The organism is Bacillus cereus group sp. BfR-BA-01309 (genome assembly GCF_022664315.1).
Taxonomy (GTDB): Bacteria; Bacillota; Bacilli; order Bacillales; family Bacillaceae_G; genus Bacillus_A; species Bacillus_A mobilis.
The window spans coordinates 15,802-40,313 of sequence record NZ_JAKUHE010000017.1 but is presented as its reverse complement, the minus strand read 5'-3'; the positions used below and the strand labels follow the sequence as shown (position 1 = coordinate 40,313).

Sequence of the window (24,512 nt, the reverse complement as noted above, 5' to 3'; positions counted from 1 at the left end):
AAAACTGGGATGCGTAAAGAAGAAGTAGTGAAGTTTCCAATTAAAGATTTCTGTAGCTACTTTACTGTTGCCGTAGTATGTATTGGATTATTTGATATCATAACAAACTTAATTGTTAAATAATATAGATGAAAAAACAAGAAGGGAGATCCCTTCTTGTTTTTTTTATGGGGGAATAAATATGAAATGGATTGATAGCCATATACATGTCGACCAATATAAGGATGAAGAAAAAAGTAGATTAATTAAAGATGTGGAACATAGTAAAGAGATAAAGGGACTTATTGCGGTATCTATGAATTATCAATCATGTAAAGAAACTTTATCTTTAGCAAAGCGATATCCTTTTGTACATCCAGCAATAGGTTTTCATCCGGAGCAACCGATTCATAAAGAAGAATGTGAGCAAATTTATAAGTTAATTGAAGAGCATGTAGAGGACATAGTTGCGATTGGTGAAGTCGGCTTACCGTATTACTTAAGAAAAGAAGATGAGCGCATTGCTGTCAATTCATATATATCAGTGTTACAACGGTTTGTTGAACTAGCTAGTAAATATGATTTACCAATTATATTGCATGCAGTGTATGAAGATGCTGATGTTGTATGTGATTTATTGGAGAAATATAAAGTTTCACGAGCACATTTCCATTGGTTTAAAGGAAGTGAAACAACAATGAAACGGATGATCGGGAACGGTTATTATATTTCTATCACGCCAGATGTTTTACATAAGGAGAAAATTAGAAAAATTGTTTCGTATTATCCACTTGAATATATGATGGTAGAAACGGACGGACCGTGGGAATTTCAAGAGAATGTTATGACGCATCCGAGAATGATTCGAGAGGTATTGAAGGAAATTAGTGTTATAAAAAACATATCTGTTGATAGGGTTGCGGAAACGATATATGAAAATACGATTCAATTTTACTTGAAAGGATAGGAGAGTTACTCTTATTCTTTTTATTATGGATATTTTTTCTAATATTTTCTATAATTTATGATGTGCTTAATTTGATGAGGGAAGTGGGGAAGAAAATGGGGAGAACATATAAAAAAATAGCTATTACAATGATGGTCGGTGTACTTTCACTTGTAGCGTTTGGGTGTGAGGCAGAAAAAAAGGTTATAAATCCAAACACAAAACAGGAAAAGAAGGAAGAACCAATTGATTCAGTAGTTGAAAAACAGATGAAAGAAAATGAGAAAAATGGGAATACGGTTGGAAACAGTTCTAATAAAGGGAAGATGGTAGAGAGTAAGGGATGGGTTTACTATGCGGTAAATGGTGATAAAAATACAGGAGGCATTTATCGTACGAAAGATCAATTTCAGACTTCGGAACGTGTAGTGGAAGGTGTAAATGCTTCGTACATAAATATAAAAGACAAAGCTTTATATTTTATTCATACGGATGAAGATAAGAATGCGGGATTATCTTCTTTAATGAAGTATGATATATCTAACAAAAAGCTAGACACGTTAAGAGCAGATACAAATTATGTTTATATAAAAGATCAAACTTTATTTTATCCGAACAAATATTCTGAGCATGGTGGTTTTGATATTGTAGGAATAGTAAAAATGGATTTGAAAACGGGGCAGGAAGAAGAAGCGGCATTTAAAAACTCAGGTTGGTCTCAAACGATAGACGATAGTATTCTACATTGGAATAAAAATCGTGGAACACAAGTGACAAAAGATAATAAAACTTGGTCAAAGGAAAATTATGCAACAATATATAGTGCTACTTATAATAATGAAAAATTATATGCTGTTGTCGACTTTTCGTTACCTTTTGAAACAAATGAAGCTGAGCATGGCATATATGAAATAGACATTCAACAAAATAACGAAAAGTTATTGGTAAAGGATGCCCTGCAGATGAATGTGAAAGGGGATACTTTTTATTATTTAAAAAAGGATGGAGTATATAAGAAGAAAATGAATGGTGGAAATGAAAAAGTAATTTATAATAAAGCGGTTGAACCAACTAAATCCTATTTATATTTTGTAGCAGGAGATATGTATCTTTATACAGATAATGGAACTATTTTAAATTTAGATACAAAGAAATCAAATGAAGAAAAAGATAAGAAATTAGCAGATGATGTTATGTTACAGAAAGTATGGAATGCACAGAAGGAACTTACTAATGTTCAAATGGCTGCACTAACAGGAAACCCAAAACGGGTAGGAGATTTTTCATACGGGGAATTAGTGAATCCTATTTATAATACGAAGGATACTTTAGGGACTACGCTATCTACGTACTTCTCACAACCATTTACAGCAGAGTACATGAAGAGTAAGTATATTAAAGAGTTAAATGGAAAAATGCACTATGCTATTGGAGATCCAGGATCAAAAGCAGCAACTAAATTTACGAAAATTATTTCTGCTGAGCTAAAGGATGGAAAAATAAAAGCGCAGGTAGAAACGTATAATGATTATGATAATGTAACGGAAAAGGTAGAAGTTGAATTTATTTATGAAAATAATCAATGGGTTATTAATAACATGCCACGTTTTGGTTTAAGTTAAAAAAACCACCAAGCATTTTGCTTGGTGGTTTTATTTTAGGATTCTAATTTTTTCGCACGCCTTAATAACAATAGAAAGACAATGATGAAGAAACCGAGTATAAGGAAGAATCCATATTGTTTTACATAGTCCATTACGTCGCTTGCGCTTGTTGGCTTTTCAACGTGAATGCCGTCCTTATTAGTAGTAATATGAATATCTTGCATTTTCACTTCATTTGTTTCTTTTTGTAAATCAATCCATTGTATATTCGGAATGCTTTCTAGATCCTTTAATACTTCTTTTAATGGTTTCACACCTAAGTAAGGATGATAGAATGCACCAATAACTCCATCGGATAATTTAGCAACAGATACAGCACGTTCCTTCATCTTTGCAATAGCATGTGGCTTATCTTCTTCAATAAAACCAACTGTTTCAGGCATTAATTTCATCCCGTATAAAAATGATGGGGTACTTCTGTATGCTGGAGAGTGCATGGATTTCCAAGTTGTATCACTTAACTGTAGTTGTCCTACATAAGTTGAAAAGTATCTTGATAATATTTCATATCCTTTTTGAGACATCGTGTAATGGGGTGCTTCAAATGCGACAGGATATAGCTTGGCATCTACAAGTTCTTGAATGCCTTTTTCAATATGCTCAGTCGTATATTTTTCTTCAAATTCTTCCCCTTTTTTTACATATGCATTATATGCTTCCATATTAGGAAAATCATCTTTTGTTTTTGGTTTTTCATGCTTCGGTTGACGAATTGGTTGATCTGTTTTTACGTCCCAAAATTCAAAACCTTCTCCAGTTTCACTATCATAAAATTGGTGCGTATAACCATGCATAATAATTGCTGCACCATCATCTTGCATAGAGCGCAAAAGATCGACTAGTTCGGGTTTATCTTTTAAATGTAGTATTTTACCTGTATCTGGATCCGTATATACAGGAATAACAGTGATCATGTATGGAATTTTCTTCTCTTTTAGTAATTCAGCAATTTCTTTTAATTGATTTATATCTGCGGCTGGATGAACGTCCTCAAGACGTAAATAAGCTTCCAATTTATTTGTCGCTGGCTTTTGTCCAAAGTAAGAAAATAGGCTTTCGCCAATATAATAAGATATCCAATCAAAGAGATTAGAAGTTGCAACATAATAAGAATTATTTTGTTGCACAATTAATGGATAAGTAGTATTTCCTTTTAAAGCATTGGCAAGAATTGTTCCATTTGTATCAAGTTTTTTAATGGATCGTTCGTCCTCTAATGTATTCTTTAGTTTACGTGTTGGATATTCAATTGTATTAGAGTTTATATCTTCATTTTTAAGTGTGATAAATGAAAAACGATTGGATAATTGTTCTATATTTTGACCTAAAACTAGTAGTGGCCCTGAGAAATTTTCTAGAAATTCTTTTGTTTCATTAGAAAGTTCTTCTTGTTTTTCACCTATGTAAATAACATGTGTATATGAAGATTTATCAGTTATTTCAGCTAACTGTCTTATGTTTTTTATTGTTATGTTATTAGTAAAATGTCCTACTTGTGTATTAAGTATTTGGGTATCATTTGTAATTTGATCATCGTTTGAACTGTATAAAATAAGGACCTTTGGATTTTCGTTTTGTTGTGCGGAAATAGGGACAGGAATTAATAGTAGTAAGCTAAATAAGAGTAGCAACCATTTTTTCATATTATTATTCTCCTAGTTTATATTTAGAATTCAATTTACAATTATATACAAAAAATGCGTTCCGGTCTATGAAAGTTACATTTTTGCACGTATTTACCAGCTGTTTTTTCACAAAATCGGTCTAAAGCATGATGATAATATGCATAGTTATTTGCTATGATAAAAGAGTAAGAGAATGATAGAATGTGGGCAATTGTAAAGGGAAGAAGGCTGAAAGGGGACAAATTTCAGCGGAGAAAGAGGTAGAGGTAGTGAAGAAATTCTTTGTAGGATTTTTAGTTGTTCTTGGGGTGTACTTATATTTCCAAGGAAAGTCTGAAGGAATGGACAAGCTAGTGAATGAGACAAGCTATGTTGACTCAGAGGAAGCAAAACAGATGAAACAAATTATTATAGAGGAAGCAAAGAAAGTCAATCTTCCAGAATGGATACCTCTTACAATTGCCGAACATGAAAGCCGGTTAAATCCAAGAAGTATTGGAGATAACGGAACTTCATTCGGATTGTTTCAATTGCATCGCGGTGGCGGGCTTGCACCAGATCATTTAACTGATGAAGAGTTGAAAGATCCGCGCACAAATGCGCAAATTGCAATGCCGCATTTAATGAAAGGGTATAAGCGCGGGGTGCAGAAAGGTTTGACGAATTTTGCATTACTAAAATATGTAGCAAATACATCTGGATGGCCAGGAAATTTAGGGCCCGAGTGGACGGATAATAACATGAAATATAACATCGGATTAGAAGATGTGTACTATCGAAATAAAGGCGTAATAAAAGAGTAGGTTTTTTATACCTACTCTGTTTTTTTATGAATAACTTCATCCTTTTCTTGTATGAAATACTGCGCTAGTTGTATTTTCACGTCTTCTAGTTTTGTAGAAACTTGCGGTATTTTATATCCTACATACAATGGTGAAACGACAAACCTAGGAACAACTTTACAAATGATTTTTCCGTTCAAGTAATAGAAGAATAAGTTATAACTACTACATCCTTTATGGAAATCTGTCAGTATATAACGTACAGTTTGCTGAATATAATTTGCTAGTTCATCTATGCATCCAATATCTTCAATGATGATATTAAATTCAGTAAAACCGATAATAGGACGATCTGAAATATTGAGTTCAATGCGTTCGTTTTTTTGTACAATTACTCCTCGGAAGTTGTCCTGTTCTACGTTACCGAGATAGTCTACATATTTCATTCCTATAATCTGCATGTGTGCATGATGCAAACTCCCGCCTGAGAATGGACCGTGATTTTTGTATAAAATCACAGATGTGAATTCGTCATTCTTCTGTAAGTCTAACCAATGTTTAATTGAAAAACGAATTAGCGATCTCATATGTTCTTCTGTATATGTCGCAATATGATCTTCACAATTATCGGTTTCGATTAGCACCGTTTGAAATGTATCTTTTAATGTAGGAAATTTGTTTTTTAGCCAAACAAATGAGCCCTCAATTGCTAAAATATCCGTTAAATTTTCTCTGTCACAAAAAGGACATGCAGCGCTTCTATTCCGGATGCTTTCTGGTTTTTGTTTGCCGATATCGTTTAAAAAGTATAGTTGTTGTGTATCCATTTATATATATGCCCCTTTAAAATATGTGTAAAAATCCCGCTTAATACATTCGGGAAAAGGAGAAGGAAATCCTTTAAAGGGAATAGGAAAAATAAAAGACAAGATATCCTCATTACAACAGGGTACCTTGTCTTTTATTTTTTCTTTAATAATGTGTATGGATAATATAGATCGTTTTTATTATGTTTCCTTTTTCTATTTTTTATTGTGTATAAGGCAATTGCTGTACTCACGATTACAATAATGGCTTTCTTCATATTCGTTTACCCCTTTTTTATTGTTGGTTTAATTCTTGGCTAACTGCTTTTGCATCAACTAGAGCGTGTAAAATCATTTTTACCATGTTCATCATATTCTCTCACTCCTTTTTATAGTTCGTTTAGTTCTTTTACAACTGCTTGTCCGTTCACTAATACCTCAAAGATTGCTTTTACGATTTCTTTCATCATGATTGTTTCCTCCTTTTGTTGTCTCTCTTGTTTACATCTTTATTGTATAGGGAGGCATCTTTTCGTACTATCGCTTTCCATTACGTGAACATAACAGTTTTGTAAGATTTGATGTCACTTATTGAAATGTTTAGTCTATCTTCATTATTTTCAGAAAAATGACTATTCAAACATGAAATGGGAAAGTATAATAAAGAAGTAAGTATTAAATTCCGTACGAAAGAGGTGAATGAGATGAAACGTTCTTTAGCTGCACGTGCCAAATTTTTAGATTATATCTATTTTTGTCGTGCGATTTTTCATGATGTAGTTGTTAACGGGATACGTCTGTCCTTTTTTAACAATTGCATAGTAGCTATTGAACGATAGAAATCTCTTCACCCATTTTTAATAAACGTGTGAAAAGGGAGCTATTTGGCTTCCTTTTTCTATGTCGAAAACCATGGGGAATGTTTCTTTCCCATGGTTTTTTATATTGAAAGGAGTACGGAAAATGACAATTTGTAGTGTAAATAATGTAACGAAATCTTTTGGTGGAAACATCATATTTGAAAATATATCGCTTGAAATAAAGAATGGTGAACGTGTTGGATTAGTTGGTCGTAACGGTAGTGGGAAGACAACAATCTTTCAGCTTCTAACTGGAATGGAAAGTTTAGATGCAGGAGCCATTCATATGAAGAAAGGTACACGTATTGGTCATGTGGCACAAATTCCGAAATTTGATGAGGATATGACTGTATATGATGTACTGAGTTCGGCTTTTAAAGCAGAAAAGGAATTAGAAAGAGAGATGCGTACTTTAGAAAAAGATATGGCGGAAGAACGAGAACCGTCTGCTTTACAAAAATTAATGGAGAGATACGGAGTAATTCAAGAAAAGTTTGCGTTCCTTGGTGGCTATGAAATAGAAGCGAATTTGATGAAGGTAGCAAATGGTCTACAGGTGACAGAACTATTTCCTCGATCATTTCTGGAGTTAAGTGGTGGGGAACAAACAAAGATAAGTCTTGCATATATGCTATTGCGGAAACCAGATCTACTTCTATTAGATGAACCAACCAATCATTTAGATTTATTCGCCGTAGAATGGCTAGAACAATTTTTAAAAGAATACAATGGAACGGTTATGGTTATTTCACATGATCGCTATTTCCTTGATGAAGTTGTAACGAAGATTTTTGATTTAGAAGATGGAGAGATTCACGTGTATCATACAAACTATTCTCAGTTTGTTGAGGAAAAGGAAGAACGGTTGCTGCAGGAGTTCCAGGCTTATCAAGAACAGCAAAAGAAAATAAAGAAAATGAAAGAAGCAATTAAGCGACTACGTGAATGGGCAAATCAGGCGAATCCTCCGAATGAAGGATTGCATAAGAGAGCGAGAAGTATGGAACGCGCACTGGAACGTATAGAGAAACTAAAGAAACCTATTTTAGAACGAAAACAAATGGGGCTTCAGTTTGAAGGGCAAGAGAGAAGTGGGAAAGATGTTGTTGTAATGAAAGAAGTGAGTAAAGGGTTTGCTGGCCATCCTTTATTTAATGAAGCGAGTTTACATGTTCGTTTTCAAGAGCGTGCGGCAATCGTCGGTCGTAATGGTACAGGGAAGACAACGCTACTAAAATTACTATTAGAAGAAATAGAACCAGACGCTGGTGAAATTCGAATTGGTAGTAGTGTGAAAATCGGTTATTTATCACAGCATGCGTACGGAAATGTGAAGAGTAATGTATTAGAAGCTTTCAGGGAATATGTAGCTGTAACAGAGGGAGAAGCGAGACATATATTAGCTAAGTTTTTATTTTATGGTCCAGCGGTGTTTAAGAAAGTAACGCAACTGAGCGGTGGAGAAAAAATGAGATTAAGGCTTGCGCAACTTATGTATCAAGATATCAATTTTTTAATTTTAGATGAGCCGACAAACCATCTCGACATTGAATCAAGGGAAGTTTTAGAGGAAGCTCTTGAACGATATAATGGAACGATTTTAGCTGTTTCACATGATCGTTATTTTTTAAATAAGTTATTTGAAAAGACGTATTGGATTGATGAGCATAAATTATTTGAGTTTGCAGGGAACTATGCATGGGCTCGTCAAAAGTGGGAAGAAAAACTTGAGACACAAGTAATAAAGCAGCAACGCCAAGGAAGAAAAAGGATAGAAATAGCTCCTATAAAAAAGAAAGAAGTTAGGAATGTTGAGGAGATTGAAACCGAGTTAATGCGTGTAGAAGAAGATATATATACGCTTGAGTGTAAGATGGAACATGTAATTGATGTTGAAATACTTGAACAATTGTATGAAGAGAAAACGAAGAAAGAGTTGTTACGAGCGGAGTTATATAATGAGTTAGAGAATATTATGGAGTAAAAAGTAAAAAGCGAATTCCTTTCAGTTTTGCTGAAGGGAATTCGCTTTTTATATGGATACTTTATTTTAAGAGATAAATAAAAGTTGTGTTTCACGTGAAACAGTAAATTTGATAAATCTTTGTTCCGTAATTTGCATAGGGTGTGAAACATAAAAGGTATTAGAAGCTTTTTGGATCGATAAATTATTTCCCGAGACATAAGTATGTGAACGGCGATTCGTGATTGAAAACAAAAAAAACAGAGTTACAGCTTTACGCGCTGAACTCTGTTTTCTTTTTGTGTCGTATCTTCGCTTGTTGAAATGATAATGGCGATCCCGAGCATAATAAAAAAAGCTAAAAAGAGGACGAACTTTGGGAAGAATGGGAATAGTAATAGCGCCCCGACTATCATAATTGTTAATAATACGTAGTGCAGGACGTATTGGAATAGGTTGTCCATATTTTCGCCCCCTTTTTGGTAATTGGTTATTAGTATTCTATGTCCCATACTGAACGAATAGAAGTGGATTTTTAATTTTTTAATACGAAATAAAAGAGAACAATTGACATGCTGAAAGGAAAGGAATAATCTTGAAATTAATTCATACTATTTTTATAGGAAAAATAAAGATAGTTACAGGAAGGGGGCTATGTTCCTACATCGTTAAAAATTAGGAAGGTAAAGGTGAGCGTCTAATGAAAAATGCTTTTAAAGGAGCACTTGCTACATTTCTTAGTGTATCGGTATTACTAGCTGGATGTGGTCAAGAGGAAGCAAGTACTAATGAAGCCGGGAACGTACCAAAAGTAAAAGATGAGTTTATTAAAGCAAGCGACAAAGCAAAAAGTCCTACTAAAGTAAAAGAAAGAAAAGATACTTTTGTAGTTGGAATGCCAAGTCCTGGAGGGATATTCCTGCCGCACTTTATGGAGAATGGATGGGATGGTAACATAACGCAAGCTATCTTTGCCCCTCTTGTTGGACTCGATAAGGAAGGAAAACCAATTCCAATTTTAGCGAAGAAGTGGGATATTTCGGAGGATCAGCTTACATATACGTTCCATTTGAAAGATGATTTAAAGTTTAGTGATGGATCCCCGTTAACTGCAGATGATGTAGCATTTACATTAACGTTACTACATGATCCAACTTATAGTGGTGCGACTGATATAAGTCAAACAGCAATAAAAGGTGGGCAAGCATATAAAGAAGGAAAAGCGAATTCTATTGAGGGAATTCAGGTCGTAGATTCGAAAACAATTAAAATTACAACTGAAAAGGTAAATGCCCAAACATTATCGTTAATTGGCGGAGAAGTGATTTCAAAAGCTTATTACGGGAAAGAGTATAAACAAGGACACTTGGAGTATTTAAAAGAACTGTATGGGAAGCCGCTGGGAGCAGGAGCTTATAAATTGGATAAATATATTCCTGGTCAAGAAGTTCGATTTTTAGCAAATGAAAATTACTTTGAAGGAAAACCGAAGATTGAGCATTTTATTTATAAAATTACAAAAGGTGATACGAAGCTACAACAATTTCAAGCCGGGGAAGTAGATTATGATGGTTTTACGACAAACGCGGAGACGATTGAACAGTTAAAGGATTTAGGTTTTGCTAATATTAATGTATATACAGGAAGCTCTTACGGCTACATTAAAATGAATTATAAGAAGCCATACTTTAAAGATAAACGTGTCCGCCAAGCATTTATTTATGGATTAGAGCGTCAAAAGGTTATTGATACGTATTTCCAAGGATATGCATCACTCGTTAATGTACCGATTACGCCAGTTTCTTGGGCGTATACAGAAGAGGGTATTAATAAATATGAGTATAATTTAGAGAAGGCGAAGAAACTACTGGATGAGGCTGGGTGGAAAGCTGATTCGGATGGAATTCGTGAAAAGGACGGACAAAAACTGAAAGTAAGTTATTTTGCCTCATCAGCAAGTAAAATAAATGATGTAATGATTCCTGTGATGAAAGAAGATTATAAAAAGCTTGGTGTAGAGTTTAACCCAGAATATATGGACTTTAATACGATGATTTCAAAAGTGATAAAAGGTGATTATGATTTGGCGATGGTATCTACGCCAATGATTGATGATCCGAGTGGAACGATTGAGGAGTTTGTTTCAACAAGTAAACGAAATTATGATGGATATTATAATCCAAAAGTAGATGAATTAGCTAAGCAAGCATTAGAAACGTTGGATATTGAAAAGCGAAAAGAAATTTATAAAAAGTTATATCAACAGTTAAGTGAAGACCCGCCTGTAATCTTCTTAAATAATAGCAAAGTTGTGTCTGCACATCATGCACGCATTCAAGGATTGCAAGAAGATAACTATAACGGTATTTTATTAAGTTTACCTAAATTGAAGATAGAAAAATAATTTAGGAAGAATTATCAAAATATTTATTCAGAAAGAATTGACAAAATATAACTGACGATATAAGCTAATAACCATAAAGTCTACCGGAAAGGTCGGAATAGGATTGTTACCCCTCAAAAACATCTATTTTTTTACGATTAAAACCGACTTTTCCGATTGGCTATAAATGTGCTGTGGGAGGCATACATAAGCTAATAAGTTCAAAGGGTATAACTATTAAACAGTTAGGGTGGGGACAATGAAGACAAAGACAAAAAAATGGGCTGGTGTATTTTCGGTATTACTGAGTAGTTCGCTTGTGTTATCTGCTTGTGGGGGACAGGAGGATACGGCTTCTACAGAAACGATAAAAAAGCAGGATTTAAAAGACGCTAAGATTGAATCAATTCCAGCTACAGATAAAAAGAAAAGTCCAGAGAAAGCAAATCAACGAAAAGATACCTTTATTACAGCCATTTCTAAGCCAGGGGGAGTTTTCCTTCCGTATTTCCAAGAGAATGGTTGGGATGGAAATGTAACGTCTGTTATTTTTGCGTCATTAGTAACAACAGACAAACAAAGTAAACCTGTTCCGGATCTTGCAGAAAAATGGGATATTTCTGCTGACCAGTTAACATATACATTCCACTTACGTAAAAATTTAAAATTTAGTGATGGGTCGCCTTTAACGGCGGATGACGTAGCATTTACACTAACACTACTTCATGATAAAGCGTATGAAGGTGGATTGGATATTGCTCAGTATGCTGTTAAAGGCGGGAAAGAATATAAGGAAGGAAAAGCAACTTCTATTGAAGGAATTCAAGTTGTTGATCCACAGACAATTAAAATTACAACTGAAAAAGTTAATTCACAGGCGCTAACGAATTTAGGTGGCCCAGTGCTATCAAAAGCTTACTATGGAAAAGATTATAAACAAAATACAAGTTTAGACTATTTAAAAGCATTATATGGGCAACCAATTGCAGCGGGTCCATATAAATTTGAAAAATATGTTCCAGGTCAAGAAGTACGCTTTGTTGCTAACGAACATTATTATGCAGGTAAACCAAAAATCAAAAACTTTATTTACAAAATTACATCAGGTGATACTGGATTCCAATTATTCCAAACAGGTGAACTGGACTATAGTGGATTTAGAGCAAATCCTGAGAATATAGACCAATTAAAAGGATTAGAGTTTGCAAATATTAATCTTGAATCATCAAGTGATATTGCTTATATCTATGTAAATAATAAGAAATCGTATTTGAAAGATAAGAAGGTACGTCAAGCACTTACTTATGGATTAGACCGTAAGAAGTATGTGGATACAGCTTTACAAGGATATGGATCTGTTGCTAACGTACCAATTGCGCCAGTTTCATGGGCATATACAGAAGAAGGTATTAATAAATATCCACACGACGTAGAAAAGGCTAAAAAATTATTGGATGAAGCTGGTTGGAAGGTAGGTTCTGACGGGGTTCGTGAAAAAGATGGTCAAAAATTAAAATTAACATACTACGCATCAAATACAGGTAAAACAAATGATATCTTTATTCCAATTGCAAAAGAAAGTTACAAGGAAATCGGTGTTGAATTAAATCCAGAATTGATGGACTTTAATACGATGCTTTCAAAAGTAGGAAAAGGTGACTACGATTTAGCTGCAGTTTCAACACCAGGAATTAGTGATCCAAGTGAAGTTGTAAGTGATTACTTATCAACTAATCCAAAAAGTGATACGGGTTATAACAACCCGAAAGTAGATGACTTGATTGTAAAAGGTATAGGGACGACAGATATTGAAAAACGTAAAGCAATTTATAAAGAACTGTACAAAGAGTTAAGTGATGATCCACCAGTTATTTTATTAAACTATCGTAAACTACTTTATGCTCATAATGCACGTATAAAAGGAATTGATCCAGAAAAGTACGATAGCATTAGTTCCAACTTACCGGTGTTATCTATTGAACAATAAGGGGTGACCTAAATAATAGAAGGCGTTTTTTCATACAGCGATGGAATAGTAGCTGTTTTGAAAAAATGTTCTTCTATTTTTAAGTAAATAGGATTGGGGAGACAAAAGGTGAAAACATATATCATTCGTAGGTTCCTTCAAATGATCCCTACATTGTTTGGTACATCTATTATTATTTTTTTCTTATTTGCACTTTTGCCGGGGGATTATATTGATTCAAATCCAAAGTTAACACCAGAGAGAGCTCAAGAGTTAAGGGAATTGTATGGCTTAAACAAACCAATTATTGAAAGATATTTTCACTGGTTATTAAATGCTTTACATGGTGATTTTGGATTTTCTTTACAGTATCAAGAACCTGTAACTTCATTACTTAATAAATTTATTTGGAATACATTTATCGTTGCTGTTGCAGCTTTATTTTTCACTTGGATTATTGCTCTTATTATTGGGGTTATTTCTGCAACAAAGCAGCACTCTTGGTTTGATAGATTAGTAACAATCGGTGTCTTTGCAGCAATGTCATTTCCATCATTCTTTATCGGATTATTTTTAATTAAATTATTAGCAGTTGATTTAAAGTTACTACCTATTGGTGGCATGATTGATATTGGGAGTAACTCAACAGGGATAGCATACATATTTGAAGTATTACGTCACATGATTCTACCTGTGTTTATTTTAACGCTTCTTGGTGTAGGATCGTTAACACGATATTTTAGAACCAGCATGTTGGATGTTGTTAGGCAAGATTATATTCGTACTGCTCGTGCAAAAGGTTTAAAAGAAAGAACTGTTATTTATAAACATGCATTGAAAAATGCAATTTTACCAGCAATTACATTACTTGCTTTTGAATTACCAGGTTTATTTTCAGGAGCTATTATTATTGAACAGATTTTTAACTGGCCAGGGATTGGGAGTATTCAATTAGAAGCATTAAACTTCCGTGATTATACGGTATTAATGGCCTTTACGATGTTTCTTTCTTGTTTAACCATTATGGCTAATTTCTTAGCTGATATTGTATATGCGTTTGTTGATCCAAGAATTCGATTGAAGTAAGGGGGGAAAGATATGGAGACTATTACACCAATAATAGAGAAAAAGAAAGAACGAAAAAAGAGAAATGAATCATCACCATGGCGCCAAGCGTATAAAAAAATCAAGAAAAATAAGATGGCATTGTATGGCTTATACGTTTTAATATTCATGTTTTTATTTAGTTTTATCGGTCCAATCTTTTCACCATATGCTGATGGGAAAGTACAAGTAACACAAATTAATAAGCCACCCAGCCTATCACATTGGCTTGGAACCGATCAGTTGGGACGGGATATTTTAACTAGACTTATGCAAGCAGGACGTATCTCACTAACGATTGGTTTAGCGTCGATGCTACTATCCGTTATACTAGGAGCTCTATTAGGAGCGATTGCTGGTTTTTATCGAGGGGTTGTAGATCATTTAATTATGCGTGTTGCGGATGTGTTAATGTCCATTCCGGGATTACCGCTACTTATTATAATGGGAGCAATTCTGTCAGAATGGAAATTACCATCGGAATACCGTTTATATGTTGTAATGATTATTTTAAGTTTAGTAGGATGGCCAGGACTTGCTCGTCTTGTGAGGGGACAAATTTTAACATTGCGGGAGCAAGCCTTTATGCAAGCAGCAGATGTATTAGGATTAAAGGATTCTCGGAAAATTATCCATCATTTAATTCCTAACGTCTTTCCGTTGCTTATTGTTGTAGCAACTTTGGGTGTGGCTGGATCTATTTTAAGTGAATCCGCACTAAGTTACTTAGGTCTCGGAGTTGTTCCACCTACACCATCATGGGGGAATATGATTAGCGCAGCTAACTCATTAATTGATTTCCAAAAGCGTCCGTGGTTATGGATTCCGCCTGGTTTCGCAATCTTTATAACAGTTGTATCAATTAACTTACTTGGTGATGCACTTCGTGATGCGTTAGATCCAAAGATGAGACGGTAGGTGAGGGAATATGAGTAGAGCGGTAGTAGAGCTGAAAGATTTACAAACACACTTTCAGACAGAAGAAGGAACAGTAAAGGCTGTAAACCATGTTAGTTTTACAGTTCGAGAAGGTGAAACTGTTTGTGTTGTAGGCGAATCAGGTTGCGGGAAAAGTGTAACAGCTTTATCTATTATGGGACTTATTGCTGAATCAGGCAGTGTAGTAGGTGGAGATATTTTATATGAAGGAAAAAGTCTTTTAGGAATGAAAGAGAAGGAGCTTCGTAGTTTAAGAGGTAATGATATTGCGATGATTTTCCAAGAACCGATGACATCGCTGAATCCGGTCTTCACTGTAGGAGAACAGATTGTAGAGACGTTAAGGGAGCATGAACTACTTAGTAAAAACGAAGCGTATAAGAAAGCAATTGAGTTAATTCGTAAAGTTGGTATAGCTCGTGCGGATGAAATCGTCCATTCTTATCCGCACGAACTAAGTGGCGGGATGTTACAACGTATTATGATTGCTATTGCACTTAGTTGTAATCCGAAGTTATTAATTGCTGATGAACCGACAACGGCTCTTGATGTTACGATTCAAGCTCAAATATTAGACTTATTAAGACAAGTGAAAGAGGAATTTAAAACATCCATTTTATTAATTACACATGATTTAGGCGTTGTAGCAGAAATGGCTGATTACGTTGTCGTTATGTATGGTGGGAAAGTTATTGAAGAAGCACCAGTACTAGAGATATTCCAAAATCCGAAACACCCGTATACGAAAGGCTTGTTGAAATCAAAACCAGTGATGGGAAAACGAATAGATAAACTATATTCTATTCCAGGGCAAGTTCCTAATTTAGTTGGTTTGGATGAATTCTGCTACTTCAGCGGTCGTTGTGAGCATTGTATGGAAATATGTAAAGAAGAAGCACCGAATCTAAATGTACATGATGAGAATCATAAAGTAGCTTGCTGGTTATATGAGGAGCGTGCGGAACAATGAGTGAACCATTATTAGAAGTAAAAAACTTAAAAACATATTTTCCGATTAAAGGTGGCATATTTAGTAGAACGGTTGGACATGTAAAAGCAGTTGATGGAGTAAGTTTTACTATTAATAAAGGCGAAGTGTTTGGTCTTGTTGGTGAATCAGGAAGCGGAAAAACGACGATAGGAAAAACCATTTTACGTCTCGTCCAAAAAACGGAGGGGGAAGTGAAGTTTAAAGGACACGATGTTCATTCTTTATCAAAAGAGGAATTAAGAAAACATCGTCCTAATATGCAGCTTGTGTTTCAAGATCCATTTAGCTCATTAAATCCGCGAATGAGAATTGGAGAAGCACTGGGCGAGCCGATGTTGGCTCACGGACTAGCGTCGAAAGAAAATGTCCGTGAAAAAGTAACAGAAGTATTAGAGTTATGTGGCTTAGCCCCCTATCATATTGACCGGTACCCTCATGAGTTTTCTGGTGGACAACGTCAACGTATCGTTATCGCAAGAGCTATGGTATTAAACCCAGAATTCATTGTAGCCGACGAACCTGTGGCAGCACTAGATGTATCTATTCAAGCACAGATCATTAACTTATTTAGTGAGTTACAGGAGAAAAAGGGACTATCTTATTTGTTCATTTCACATGATTTAAGTGTAGTCGAACATTTATGTACGAAAATCGGGATTATGTATTTAGGAACGATTGTGGAAACAGCGCCGCGTGATGAGTTATTTACGAACCCACTTCATCCGTATACAAAAGCATTGTTATCGGCTGTGCCAATACCAGATCCAACAGTGAAGCGAGAGAGAATCATACTAGAGGGTGACATTCCAAGTCCAGCAAATCCACCTTCGGGTTGTCGCTTTCATACACGTTGCCCGTTTGCAACAGATATTTGTAAACAAGCGGTACCAGAATTCCGTAATGTTGGTGAGGAGCATTTTGTTGCTTGTCATCATGTATAAAAAAAGGACTCTTTCAAATAGAAAGAGTCCTTTTCTTTTATTTACTAGATGAAGTTTGTTTCAATACAAATTGCTCGATTGCATGAGCAACACCATGTTCATTGTTTGTTAATGTTACAACATCACATAGTTTTTTTACATCTTCTTCAGCATTTCCCATTGCAACTGATAAGCCAGCTACTTGCAACATTGGTACATCATTAAAGTTGTCCCCGACAGCAATAGTATCTTCAATTGGTATATTGAAATAAGCAGCCATTTCTTGTAGACCGTTTCCTTTATGACCATGCTTATCCATAATTTCTACATTAGTAGGAGCTGATGCCGTAACTGAAATATCAGTGTCTTCTTGTAACATGCTTAATAGCTGTGCACGATGAGCTGCATTAAATGTCAAAATGAAGAATTTAGATATTTCTAATTCTGGATTATTTACAACATCTTCGATTTTTTGGAAATCAGTAATTAAGTTTGATTTCTTTTGTTTTTCTGTAATTCTTTCAAGTTCTTCAAGTGTAACATCTAGTGCATGCTTGTTCTCTTCAAACGCTTGCATGACTTGATCTTGCCATGTATATGGAGAATAAACTCCGTTATTCGTATATAGCTTATATGGAAAACCTTCAGATTCTAGTAATTTTGCAAGCTTGTATACTTTATCGTTTTGTAAACAACGCGAGTTAATTACCTTTCCATCCACATAAACAATTGCCCCATTGCTCGCTCCAACTGGAAGAGATAGTTTATATTCTTCCAATAATTTTAAAGCATCCTCTTTTGCACGACCAGAACAAATCATGACAATATGACCGGCCTCTTTGGCAGTTTGGATAGCCTGTAAGTTCTCTTTGGAGATCTCAAGATTAGATGATAGTAGTGTACCATCCATATCTAATGCGATTAATTTCAAAATGACCACCTCTTTGCTTTTATTATACATAGTTATATAGAGGAAACATATAAACTTATCTTGGAAAGATTGTATTTTATCCCGCTTTAATGGGCAGTAAGACCCCCACCTCAAAATTCAGCGAAAGCAAAGAAGTTAGGTGTGGGATCAACTGCCCATTAAAGTCCGATTGGTTCAACTAATAATCAGTGGGGGATAAAGAAACCCCCACTGATTAAAGTTTCACTTTATCTAGCACGGACAGTTAGTAAAAGCTTGATAGATTCCAACGTATTCATTTAAATATGTACTTTGATTTGTAACAAAAGTAGAGGTAAGTAGGGGGATGTTTCGTTATATGACTGTAATATTACAATAACATTACAAACGTCAACTTAGTAGAAAGTGCATTAAAATAAGGTTTTTAAGGGTGTTTATAAAAAAACGTAAAAAAAGTGTAATAAAATTTACGTAATTATATTGCAACGTAACAATAGTTATGTTACATTAATGTTACAAACGTTACGTTATTAACTTTAATGTAACGCTAACATAAAAACTATGAAATAAACATTTCTTAGAAATTACATATAGATAACTTATTAAAAAGGAGGATACATAAAATGAAAGAGCAAGTATTACAAGTAACAAAAGGTGATTTCGTAGGATCAGCAAGTGGAGCAGTAGTATTAACAGCATTAATCGTATTTCTATCAAGCGTATTAGTATAATAGAAGTTTTGTAATAAAAGAAAAAGAGAGGAGAATGCAAAATGAAAGAGCAAGTATTACAAGTAACAAAAGGTGATTTCGTAGGATCAGCAAGTGGAGCAGTAGTATTAACAGCATTAATCGTATTTCTATCAAGCGTATTAGTATAATAGAAGCTTTTTAATAAAAGAAAAAGAGAGGAGAATACAAAATGAAAGAGCAAGTATTACAAGTAACAAAAGGTGACTTCGTAGGATCGGCAAGTGGAGCAGTAGTATTAACAGCATTAATCGTATTTCTATCAAGCGTATTAGTATAATAGAAGCTTTGTAATAAAGAAAAAGAGAGGAGAATGCAAAATGAAAGAGCAAGTATTACAAGTAACAAAAGGTGACTTCGTAGGATCAGCAAGTGGAGCAGTAGTATTAACGGCATTAATCGTATTTCTATCGAGTGTATTAGTATAATAGAAGTTTTAAATTATACAAAATGAAAGGAGAATGAGGAATATGAACAGTGAACAAGTGTTACAAGTAACAAAAACAGATTTATTAGGATCATTAGGTGGAGCGGTAGTATTAACATCATTTATTCTATTCCTTGCAAATATATTAGTATGAGATATATAAATACAATCATTCAAAAAAAATAAAGACTCTAGCATATTAGTAAGTAGTTAATATGTTGGGGTCTTTTTTGTTTTCCTCTCATATATACCTTCAAGTATGAATACTCCCTCCGTCATGTAAAGAGAAAAAAGTCGAATTTTATATGTAAGAAAAAAAGAGGAATTTGACAGAAAAGATAGAAAATTTTAAAGGTCAGAATTTGTTAGCTTGCTAACTAATTTCTAATAACTTACGTTGGAAGCGTTTTCGGTTGGTTTTAAGTATGGACCATTTAATCTATTTACAGGGGGATGAGGATTTTATGAAACAAAAATCTATGGATACGCTAGCTGCACAAATGGAGGACTTTTTTCCGGTACGTGATGTAGATCATTTGGAATTTTACGTAGGAAATGCAAAGCAATCAAGTTATTACCTTGCGAGAGCATTTGGATTCAAAATTGTGGCTTACTCTGGATTAGAAACTGGTAACCGTGAAAAGGTATCTTATGTTCTTGTGCAAAAAAATATGCGTTTTGTTGTGTCTGGAGCTTTAAGTAGCGACAATCGTATCGCAGAATTTGTAAAGACACATGGCGATGGTGTAAAAGATGTTGCATTACTTGTTGACGATGTTGATAAGGCATACTCGGAAGCAGTGAAACGTGGTGCCGTCGCGATTGCTCCACCTGTGGAATTAACAGACGAGAACGGTACACTGAAAAAAGCAGTTATTGGTACGTATGGTGATACAATTCACACGCTTGTAGAGCGTAAAAATTATAAAGGAACATTTATGCCGGGATTCCAACAGGTGGAGTTTAATATTCCATTTGAAGAGTCAGGTTTAATTGCTGTAGACCACGTAGTTGGTAATGTTGAAAAAATGGAAGAGTGGGTTAGTTATTACGAGAACGTTATGGGCTTTAAACAAATGATTCATTTTGATGATGACGATATTAGTACAGAGTATTCGGCGTTAATGTCAAAAGTAATGACGAATGGAAGTCGTATTAAGTTCCCTATTAACGAGCCAGCAGATGGAAAGAGAAAGTCGCAAATTCAAGAGTATTTAGAGTTCTACAATGGAGCAGGGGTACAACATCTTGCTTTACTAACAAGCGATATCGTTAAAACAGTGGAAGCACTGCGTGCAAATGGTGTGGAGTTTTTAGATACACCTGATACTTATTATGATGAGTTAAGTGCACGAGTTGGAAAAATTGATGAGGAAATTGATAGATTAAAAGAATTAAAGATTTTAGTAGATCGTGATGAGGAAGGATACTTACTACAAATCTTTACGAAACCAATTGTAGATCGTCCAACTTTATTTATTGAAATCATTCAACGTAAAGGTTCTCGCGGATTTGGAGAAGGGAACTTTAAAGCATTATTCGAATCAATTGAAAGAGAACAGGAACGTCGCGGAAACTTATAAGATTTGTATCCACCAGCAAAAGTCTTTTTGTTGGTGGAAATTTCATTTTCATAGGGAGGAATCATGATGAAATTTGTTACATTTCGTCTTCCTTCGAAAGAAATGCGAGCTGGATGGCTTGAAGGTGACAAAGTAATTGATATGAATCTTGCTAGTGATGGAAAATTACCTTCTTCTATGTTTGCCTTTTTAGAGAAAGCGGATGAGTATGTAGAAGTATTGCGTAAGATTAAGAATCCGGAAAAGGGTGTATATTCCTTAAAGGACGTACAATTAGCGGCGGCAATTCCTAATCCGAGTAGTATTCGGGATTTTTACGCGTTTGAACAGCATGTAAAAACGGCCCGTGGCCGAAGAGGGCTAGATGTTGTACCTGAATGGTACGATATCCCGGTTTTTTATTTTACGAACCATCGTGCTGTAATTGGTCCGGGTGATTTTGTAATTGGTCCGAAGAAATCTAGAAAACTTGATTATGAGCTAGAGATTGCTTGCGTAATTGGGAAAGAAGGAAGAAATATTTCTTGTGAGCAAGCAGAAGAATACATTTTTGGTTATTGTATTATGAATGACTGGAGTGCAAGGGACTTACAAGCAACAGAAATGAAGGTAGGACTTGGTCCAGCAAAAGGAAAAGATTTTGCAACTGCATTAGGAGCGCACCTTGTTACGAAAGAGGAACTGGATGTGTATCGTAACGGTGACCGTTATGAATTAGAAATGACTGCTCATGTAAATGGAAAACTATTATCAAAGGGGAACTTCCAAGATATTTACTATACATTTGCTGAAATGATTGAACGTGCTTCAGAAGACGTTACGTTATATCCAGGCGATGTGATTGGTTCTGGGACAGTAGGAACAGGTTGTATTTTAGAACTGGGTACGGAAGAGTGGCTGCAAGATGGAGATGTTGTAGAACTTACGATTACTGGTTTAGGTACGTTACGTAATACGGTCAAAAAAGAAATGGAAGCAGGTGATGGGCATGTTTTATCGTCACATGGGGGAGCTACCTCATAAACGACATGTACAATTCCGTAAAAAGGATGGATCGCTTTATCGTGAACAGGTAATGGGAACGAAAGGTTTTTCTGGTACGCAGTCTATTTTGTATCATCATTATATGCCAACAGAAGTATCGCATTCAGCGGTATCACATTCCTGTCAGTTGCAGTATGAAGAAGATGTAGCTCTTGCTCATCGTCATTTTCGCACGAAAGAAAATAAAAAAACTGGCGATGCAGTAAGTGGAAGAAACTTTATGCTTGGGAATGAGGATTTATTAATTGGAGTAGTGACTCCAACAGAAAAAATGGACTATTTCTATCGTAATGGTGATGGCGATGAAATGTTATTTGTTCATTACGGAACAGGGAAAATTGAAACGATGTTTGGAACGATTCACTATCGAAAAGGTGATTATGTAACGATTCCAATTGGCACAATCTATCGTGTTATTCCAAATGAAGGAGAGACTAAGCTTCTTGTTGTAGAGGCAAATAGTCAAATTACAACGCCGCGTCGCTATCGTAATGAATACGGACAATTGTTAGAGCATAGTCCGTTTTGTGAGAGGGATATTCGTGGTCCTGAAAAATTAGAGACGCATGATGAAAAAGGTGAGTTTGTCGTAATGACAAAGTCGCGAGGGTATATGCATAAACATGTTTTAGGGCACCATCCGTTAGATGTTGTTGGATGGGATGGCTATTTATATCCGTGGGTCTTTAATGTAGAGGACTTTGAACCAATCACAGGTCGTATTCATCAGCCACCTCCAGTACATCAAACGTTCGAAGGTCACAATTTCGTTATTTGCTCTTTCGTACCGCGTTTATATGACTATCATCCAGAATCTATTCCGGCACCATATTATCATAGTAACGTGAATAGTGATGAAGTACTGTACTATGTAGAAGGAAACTTTATGAGCCGGAAAGGTGTGGAAGAAGGTTCTATTACACTTCATCCGAGCGGAATTCCTCATGGGCCGCACCCTGGGAAAACAGAGGCGAGTATAGGGAAGAAAGAAACGCTTGAATTAGCTGTTATGATAGATACATTCCGTCCGCTTCGTATTGTAAAACAAGCACATGAGACGGAAGATGAAAAATATATGTATAGCTGGATTGAAGAAGGTTCACATACTGTGAAATAAGTAAAAAGAGGCATGCTCACTTAGTGAGCATGCCTCTTTTATGGAATCGACATGTATAATAATACCAAAAAAAGTTATAGAAAGATATATAGAAAGATATATAGAAAGAAGGATAAGAATAGGGCATATTCAGAAGAATTTCTACTTATTTCGACAAAAGTATTGACTGGGGAAAGTGCTATGAGTAAAATAAAAAAGCGAATTAAAAATTTTCAGAAAATTTAAAACTTGGAGGAGCATGCTATGAAGCAAATTTTTCAAAAGAAGCCTATTGCAAAGCTAATGCAAGAGAGTAAGCAAAAGACGTTAGCAAGAACATTGGGTGCATTGGATTTAACTATGCTTGGAATCGGGGCAATTGTTGGAACAGGTATTTTTGTTCTAACGGGCGTGGTGGCAGCAAAACATTCTGGACCAGCTATTATATTATCATTTGCGATAGCCGCGTTAGCCTGTGCCTTTGCTGCATTTTGTTATGCTGAATTCGCTTCTTCAGTTCCTGTCTCAGGCAGTGTGTATACGTACACATATGCGACGATGGGAGAGGTATTCGCATTTTTAATTGGATGGGACTTAATGCTTGAGTATTTACTCGCTACATCTGCTGTAGCAAACGGTTGGTCCGCTTATTTCCAATCTTTATTAAAGGGATTTGGAATCCATATTCCTACCATTCTCTCCTCGGCCCCTGGTACAGGAAAGGGTGGAATAATTGATTTGCCTGCGGTTCTAATTATTTTAGTGATGACAGTTCTTTTATCGAGAGGTGTTCGTGAAAGTGCACGAATAAATAATATTATGGTGTTTATTAAATTGGCGGTTGTTCTCATATTTATCTTTGCTGGTTTTAATTATGTAAAACCTGAAAATTGGACACCTTTTATGCCGTTTGGCTTAGATGGTGTAATGGCTGGAGCTGCTACAGTCTTTTTCGCATTCATAGGGTTTGATGCAGTTTCAACGGCAGCAGAAGAAGTGAAACGTCCACAACGTGATTTGCCAATTGGCATTATTGCATCTTTATTAATTTGTACGGTTCTTTATATTGTTGTTTCACTTATTTTGACAGGAATTGTTCCATACGGACAGTTAAATATATCAGATCCAGTTGCTTTTGCGCTTCAATTTATTGGACAAGATAGTTTAGCAGGAGTAATTTCAGTAGGAGCAATTACAGGAATTACAACAGTAATGTTAGTTATGATGTATGGGCAAGTACGTGTTTCGTATGCAATGAGTAGAGACGGATTATTACCGAAGCGTCTTGCTAAAGTTCACCCGAAATTTAAAACACCGTTTTTAAATACGTGGACAACAGGAATTATTGCAGCGCTTATTTCAGGATTAATAGATTTAAATGTGTTAGCGCATCTTGTAAATATGGGGACTTTATCAGCCTTCGCACTTGTAGCTGTTGCTGTTATTGTAATGAGAAGAACGCATCCTGAATTACCAAGAGCATTTAAGGCGCCGCTTGTACCATTTTTACCAGCATTAACAGTGGTTTTTTGTTTATACTTAATGCTTCAATTATCCGGAACGGCTTGGATTAGTTTTGGAGTATGGATGGTTATCGGTATTGCGGTTTACTTCTTATATAGCCGAAAACATAGTGCTTTAAATAGTAGTAAAGACGAAGATGATGCAGCAAATTTATAAGTAGAAAAATCCATCCTAATTCAGTTAGGGTGGATTTTTTGTTCTGAAAATTTACATTCTTCTGAAATTATTATAAGATGATTGTTGGCGAACTA

25 protein-coding genes are annotated in these 24,512 nt (G+C 35.2%); 20 read left to right on the top strand and 5 right to left on the bottom strand.

The features are described from left to right. Positions 1 to 181: 181 nt before the first annotated feature. Together MR115_RS24390 and MR115_RS24385 are read left to right on the top strand one after the other, a co-directional pair. Positions 182 to 946 (top strand): TatD family hydrolase, encoded by a 765-nt coding sequence (locus tag MR115_RS24390; protein ID WP_144535980.1) that lies wholly within the window; start codon positions 182 to 184, stop codon positions 944 to 946. A 95-nt stretch (positions 947 to 1,041) separates the two neighbouring features. Next, a complete protein-coding gene (locus MR115_RS24385; protein WP_242243050.1) occupies positions 1,042 to 2,547 on the top strand; it encodes a DL-endopeptidase inhibitor IseA family protein in 1,506 nt (501 codons plus the stop codon). Between the two features lie 35 nt (positions 2,548 to 2,582). Here the strand turns inward: MR115_RS24385 and MR115_RS24380 are convergent, their stop codons facing one another. Continuing rightward, positions 2,583 to 4,232 carry a DUF2334 domain-containing protein gene (locus MR115_RS24380; protein WP_242243049.1) on the bottom strand — a complete coding sequence of 550 codons (1,650 nt, stop codon included), beginning with the start codon at positions 4,230 to 4,232 and terminating at the stop codon, positions 2,583 to 2,585. A 251-nt stretch (positions 4,233 to 4,483) separates the two neighbouring features. Here MR115_RS24380 and MR115_RS24375 point away from each other — a divergent pair, with 251 nt between their 5' ends. Further along, complete coding sequence (locus MR115_RS24375; protein WP_242243048.1) at positions 4,484 to 5,017, top strand: transglycosylase SLT domain-containing protein; 534 nt, start codon at positions 4,484 to 4,486, stop codon at positions 5,015 to 5,017. Positions 5,018 to 5,028: 11 nt separating this feature from the next. On the opposite strand, the gene MR115_RS24370 is transcribed toward MR115_RS24375, so the two are convergent. Continuing rightward, a complete protein-coding gene (locus MR115_RS24370; RefSeq protein ID WP_242243047.1) occupies positions 5,029 to 5,823 on the bottom strand; it encodes a DUF4931 domain-containing protein in 795 nt (264 codons plus the stop codon). A 134-nt stretch (positions 5,824 to 5,957) separates the two neighbouring features. Beyond that, positions 5,958 to 6,080, bottom strand: coding sequence for a spore coat protein B (locus MR115_RS24365; protein ID WP_242243046.1), 123 nt, complete (start codon positions 6,078 to 6,080; stop codon positions 5,958 to 5,960). Between the two features lie 426 nt (positions 6,081 to 6,506). On the opposite strand from MR115_RS24365, the gene MR115_RS24360 reads away from it, so the two are divergent. Both MR115_RS24360 and abc-f read left to right on the top strand, forming a co-directional pair. Then, entirely contained in the window at positions 6,507 to 6,641 is a 135-nt protein-coding gene (locus MR115_RS24360; protein WP_046956655.1) for an RAxF-45 family protein, read from the top strand. 124 nt (positions 6,642 to 6,765) lie between these two features. Continuing rightward, positions 6,766 to 8,646 carry a ribosomal protection-like ABC-F family protein gene (gene abc-f / locus MR115_RS24355; protein ID WP_242243045.1) on the top strand — a complete coding sequence of 627 codons (1,881 nt, stop codon included), beginning with the start codon at positions 6,766 to 6,768 and terminating at the stop codon, positions 8,644 to 8,646. Between the two features lie 245 nt (positions 8,647 to 8,891). On the opposite strand, the gene MR115_RS24350 is transcribed toward abc-f, so the two are convergent. Continuing rightward, positions 8,892 to 9,089, bottom strand: a complete 198-nt coding sequence (locus MR115_RS24350) for a hypothetical protein (RefSeq protein WP_242243044.1) — start codon at positions 9,087 to 9,089, stop codon at positions 8,892 to 8,894. A gap of 236 nt (positions 9,090 to 9,325) precedes the next feature. Between MR115_RS24350 and MR115_RS24345 the strand changes: the two genes are divergently transcribed. The 6 genes from MR115_RS24345 (at position 9,326) to MR115_RS24320 (ending at position 16,949) form a co-directional block, all read left to right on the top strand. Continuing rightward, on the top strand, positions 9,326 to 11,029 hold the full coding sequence (locus MR115_RS24345) for an ABC transporter substrate-binding protein (RefSeq protein WP_242243043.1): 1,704 nt from the start codon (positions 9,326 to 9,328) through the stop codon (positions 11,027 to 11,029). Positions 11,030 to 11,267: 238 nt separating this feature from the next. Next, positions 11,268 to 12,995 carry an ABC transporter substrate-binding protein gene (locus tag MR115_RS24340; protein ID WP_242243042.1) on the top strand — a complete coding sequence of 576 codons (1,728 nt, stop codon included), beginning with the start codon at positions 11,268 to 11,270 and terminating at the stop codon, positions 12,993 to 12,995. 108 nt (positions 12,996 to 13,103) lie between these two features. Then, positions 13,104 to 14,060: an ABC transporter permease gene (locus MR115_RS24335; RefSeq protein WP_000860686.1), complete on the top strand. Its 957-nt coding sequence runs from the start codon at positions 13,104 to 13,106 to the stop codon at positions 14,058 to 14,060. 12 nt (positions 14,061 to 14,072) lie between these two features. Then, positions 14,073 to 14,996 (top strand): oligopeptide ABC transporter permease, encoded by a 924-nt coding sequence (opp4C, locus tag MR115_RS24330; protein WP_000447962.1) that lies wholly within the window; start codon positions 14,073 to 14,075, stop codon positions 14,994 to 14,996. Between the two features lie 10 nt (positions 14,997 to 15,006). Then, positions 15,007 to 15,987: an ABC transporter ATP-binding protein gene (locus MR115_RS24325; protein ID WP_242243041.1), complete on the top strand. Its 981-nt coding sequence runs from the start codon at positions 15,007 to 15,009 to the stop codon at positions 15,985 to 15,987. Then, positions 15,984 to 16,949, top strand: coding sequence for an ABC transporter ATP-binding protein (locus MR115_RS24320; RefSeq protein WP_242243040.1), 966 nt, complete (start codon positions 15,984 to 15,986; stop codon positions 16,947 to 16,949). Before MR115_RS24325 ends, MR115_RS24320 begins: the two co-directional genes overlap by 4 nt. A gap of 37 nt (positions 16,950 to 16,986) precedes the next feature. Here the strand turns inward: MR115_RS24320 and MR115_RS24315 are convergent, their stop codons facing one another. Further along, positions 16,987 to 17,859, bottom strand: a complete 873-nt coding sequence (locus MR115_RS24315; protein ID WP_242243039.1) for a Cof-type HAD-IIB family hydrolase — start codon at positions 17,857 to 17,859, stop codon at positions 16,987 to 16,989. Between the two features lie 602 nt (positions 17,860 to 18,461). Between MR115_RS24315 and MR115_RS24310 the strand changes: the two genes are divergently transcribed. The 9 genes from MR115_RS24310 to MR115_RS24270 all read left to right on the top strand — a co-directional run bounded on the left by MR115_RS24310 (position 18,462) and on the right by MR115_RS24270 (position 24,417). After that, positions 18,462 to 18,569: a DUF3948 family protein gene (locus MR115_RS24310; RefSeq protein WP_000664237.1), complete on the top strand. Its 108-nt coding sequence runs from the start codon at positions 18,462 to 18,464 to the stop codon at positions 18,567 to 18,569. A 41-nt stretch (positions 18,570 to 18,610) separates the two neighbouring features. After that, a complete protein-coding gene (locus MR115_RS24305) occupies positions 18,611 to 18,718 on the top strand; it encodes a DUF3948 family protein (RefSeq protein WP_000664237.1) in 108 nt (35 codons plus the stop codon). A 41-nt stretch (positions 18,719 to 18,759) separates the two neighbouring features. After that, the gene (locus MR115_RS24300; protein ID WP_000664237.1) at positions 18,760 to 18,867 is read left to right on the top strand and encodes a DUF3948 family protein; all 108 of its coding nucleotides are present in this window, start codon (positions 18,760 to 18,762) and stop codon (positions 18,865 to 18,867) included. Positions 18,868 to 18,907: 40 nt separating this feature from the next. Beyond that, complete coding sequence (locus MR115_RS24295; RefSeq protein WP_000664237.1) at positions 18,908 to 19,015, top strand: DUF3948 family protein; 108 nt, start codon at positions 18,908 to 18,910, stop codon at positions 19,013 to 19,015. Positions 19,016 to 19,057: 42 nt separating this feature from the next. Further along, positions 19,058 to 19,168, top strand: coding sequence for a DUF3948 family protein (locus tag MR115_RS24290; protein WP_001083699.1), 111 nt, complete (start codon positions 19,058 to 19,060; stop codon positions 19,166 to 19,168). Positions 19,169 to 19,478: 310 nt separating this feature from the next. Beyond that, entirely contained in the window at positions 19,479 to 20,597 is a 1,119-nt protein-coding gene (gene hppD / locus MR115_RS24285; RefSeq protein WP_061680014.1) for a 4-hydroxyphenylpyruvate dioxygenase, read from the top strand. A 66-nt stretch (positions 20,598 to 20,663) separates the two neighbouring features. After that, positions 20,664 to 21,620, top strand: a complete 957-nt coding sequence (locus MR115_RS24280; protein ID WP_242243038.1) for a fumarylacetoacetate hydrolase family protein — start codon at positions 20,664 to 20,666, stop codon at positions 21,618 to 21,620. Further along, a complete protein-coding gene (locus tag MR115_RS24275) occupies positions 21,586 to 22,758 on the top strand; it encodes a homogentisate 1,2-dioxygenase (RefSeq protein ID WP_242243037.1) in 1,173 nt (390 codons plus the stop codon). Before MR115_RS24280 ends, MR115_RS24275 begins: the two co-directional genes overlap by 35 nt. 243 nt (positions 22,759 to 23,001) lie before the next feature. Next, complete coding sequence (locus tag MR115_RS24270; protein ID WP_242243036.1) at positions 23,002 to 24,417, top strand: branched-chain amino acid transporter BcaP; 1,416 nt, start codon at positions 23,002 to 23,004, stop codon at positions 24,415 to 24,417. Positions 24,418 to 24,512: the final 95 nt, after the last annotated feature.

Excerpts from the sequence above, each read along its gene's own strand:
- MR115_RS24275 (WP_242243037.1), top strand. The coding sequence starts at position 21,586 with ATGTTTTATCGTCACATGGGGGAGCTACCTCATAAACGACATGTACAA.
- MR115_RS24380 (WP_242243049.1), bottom strand. The coding sequence starts at position 4,232 with ATGAAAAAATGGTTGCTACTCTTATTTAGCTTACTACTATTAATTCCT.
- MR115_RS24305 (WP_000664237.1), top strand. The coding sequence starts at position 18,611 with ATGAAAGAGCAAGTATTACAAGTAACAAAAGGTGATTTCGTAGGATCA.
- MR115_RS24325 (WP_242243041.1), top strand. The coding sequence starts at position 15,007 with ATGAGTAGAGCGGTAGTAGAGCTGAAAGATTTACAAACACACTTTCAG.
- MR115_RS24320 (WP_242243040.1), top strand. The coding sequence starts at position 15,984 with ATGAGTGAACCATTATTAGAAGTAAAAAACTTAAAAACATATTTTCCG.
- MR115_RS24340 (WP_242243042.1), top strand. The coding sequence starts at position 11,268 with ATGAAGACAAAGACAAAAAAATGGGCTGGTGTATTTTCGGTATTACTG.
- MR115_RS24270 (WP_242243036.1), top strand. The coding sequence starts at position 23,002 with ATGAAGCAAATTTTTCAAAAGAAGCCTATTGCAAAGCTAATGCAAGAG.
- MR115_RS24390 (WP_144535980.1), top strand. The coding sequence starts at position 182 with ATGAAATGGATTGATAGCCATATACATGTCGACCAATATAAGGATGAA.
- MR115_RS24385 (WP_242243050.1), top strand. The coding sequence starts at position 1,042 with ATGGGGAGAACATATAAAAAAATAGCTATTACAATGATGGTCGGTGTA.
- MR115_RS24345 (WP_242243043.1), top strand. The coding sequence starts at position 9,326 with ATGAAAAATGCTTTTAAAGGAGCACTTGCTACATTTCTTAGTGTATCG.
- MR115_RS24310 (WP_000664237.1), top strand. The coding sequence starts at position 18,462 with ATGAAAGAGCAAGTATTACAAGTAACAAAAGGTGATTTCGTAGGATCA.
- MR115_RS24300 (WP_000664237.1), top strand. The coding sequence starts at position 18,760 with ATGAAAGAGCAAGTATTACAAGTAACAAAAGGTGACTTCGTAGGATCG.
- MR115_RS24360 (WP_046956655.1), top strand. The coding sequence starts at position 6,507 with ATGAAACGTTCTTTAGCTGCACGTGCCAAATTTTTAGATTATATCTAT.
- MR115_RS24365 (WP_242243046.1), bottom strand. The coding sequence starts at position 6,080 with ATGAAGAAAGCCATTATTGTAATCGTGAGTACAGCAATTGCCTTATAC.
- MR115_RS24350 (WP_242243044.1), bottom strand. The coding sequence starts at position 9,089 with ATGGACAACCTATTCCAATACGTCCTGCACTACGTATTATTAACAATT.
- MR115_RS24290 (WP_001083699.1), top strand. The coding sequence starts at position 19,058 with ATGAACAGTGAACAAGTGTTACAAGTAACAAAAACAGATTTATTAGGA.
- opp4C (WP_000447962.1), top strand. The coding sequence starts at position 14,073 with ATGGAGACTATTACACCAATAATAGAGAAAAAGAAAGAACGAAAAAAG.
- MR115_RS24370 (WP_242243047.1), bottom strand. The coding sequence starts at position 5,823 with ATGGATACACAACAACTATACTTTTTAAACGATATCGGCAAACAAAAA.
- hppD (WP_061680014.1), top strand. The coding sequence starts at position 19,479 with ATGAAACAAAAATCTATGGATACGCTAGCTGCACAAATGGAGGACTTT.
- MR115_RS24280 (WP_242243038.1), top strand. The coding sequence starts at position 20,664 with ATGAAATTTGTTACATTTCGTCTTCCTTCGAAAGAAATGCGAGCTGGA.
- abc-f (WP_242243045.1), top strand. The coding sequence starts at position 6,766 with ATGACAATTTGTAGTGTAAATAATGTAACGAAATCTTTTGGTGGAAAC.
- MR115_RS24295 (WP_000664237.1), top strand. The coding sequence starts at position 18,908 with ATGAAAGAGCAAGTATTACAAGTAACAAAAGGTGACTTCGTAGGATCA.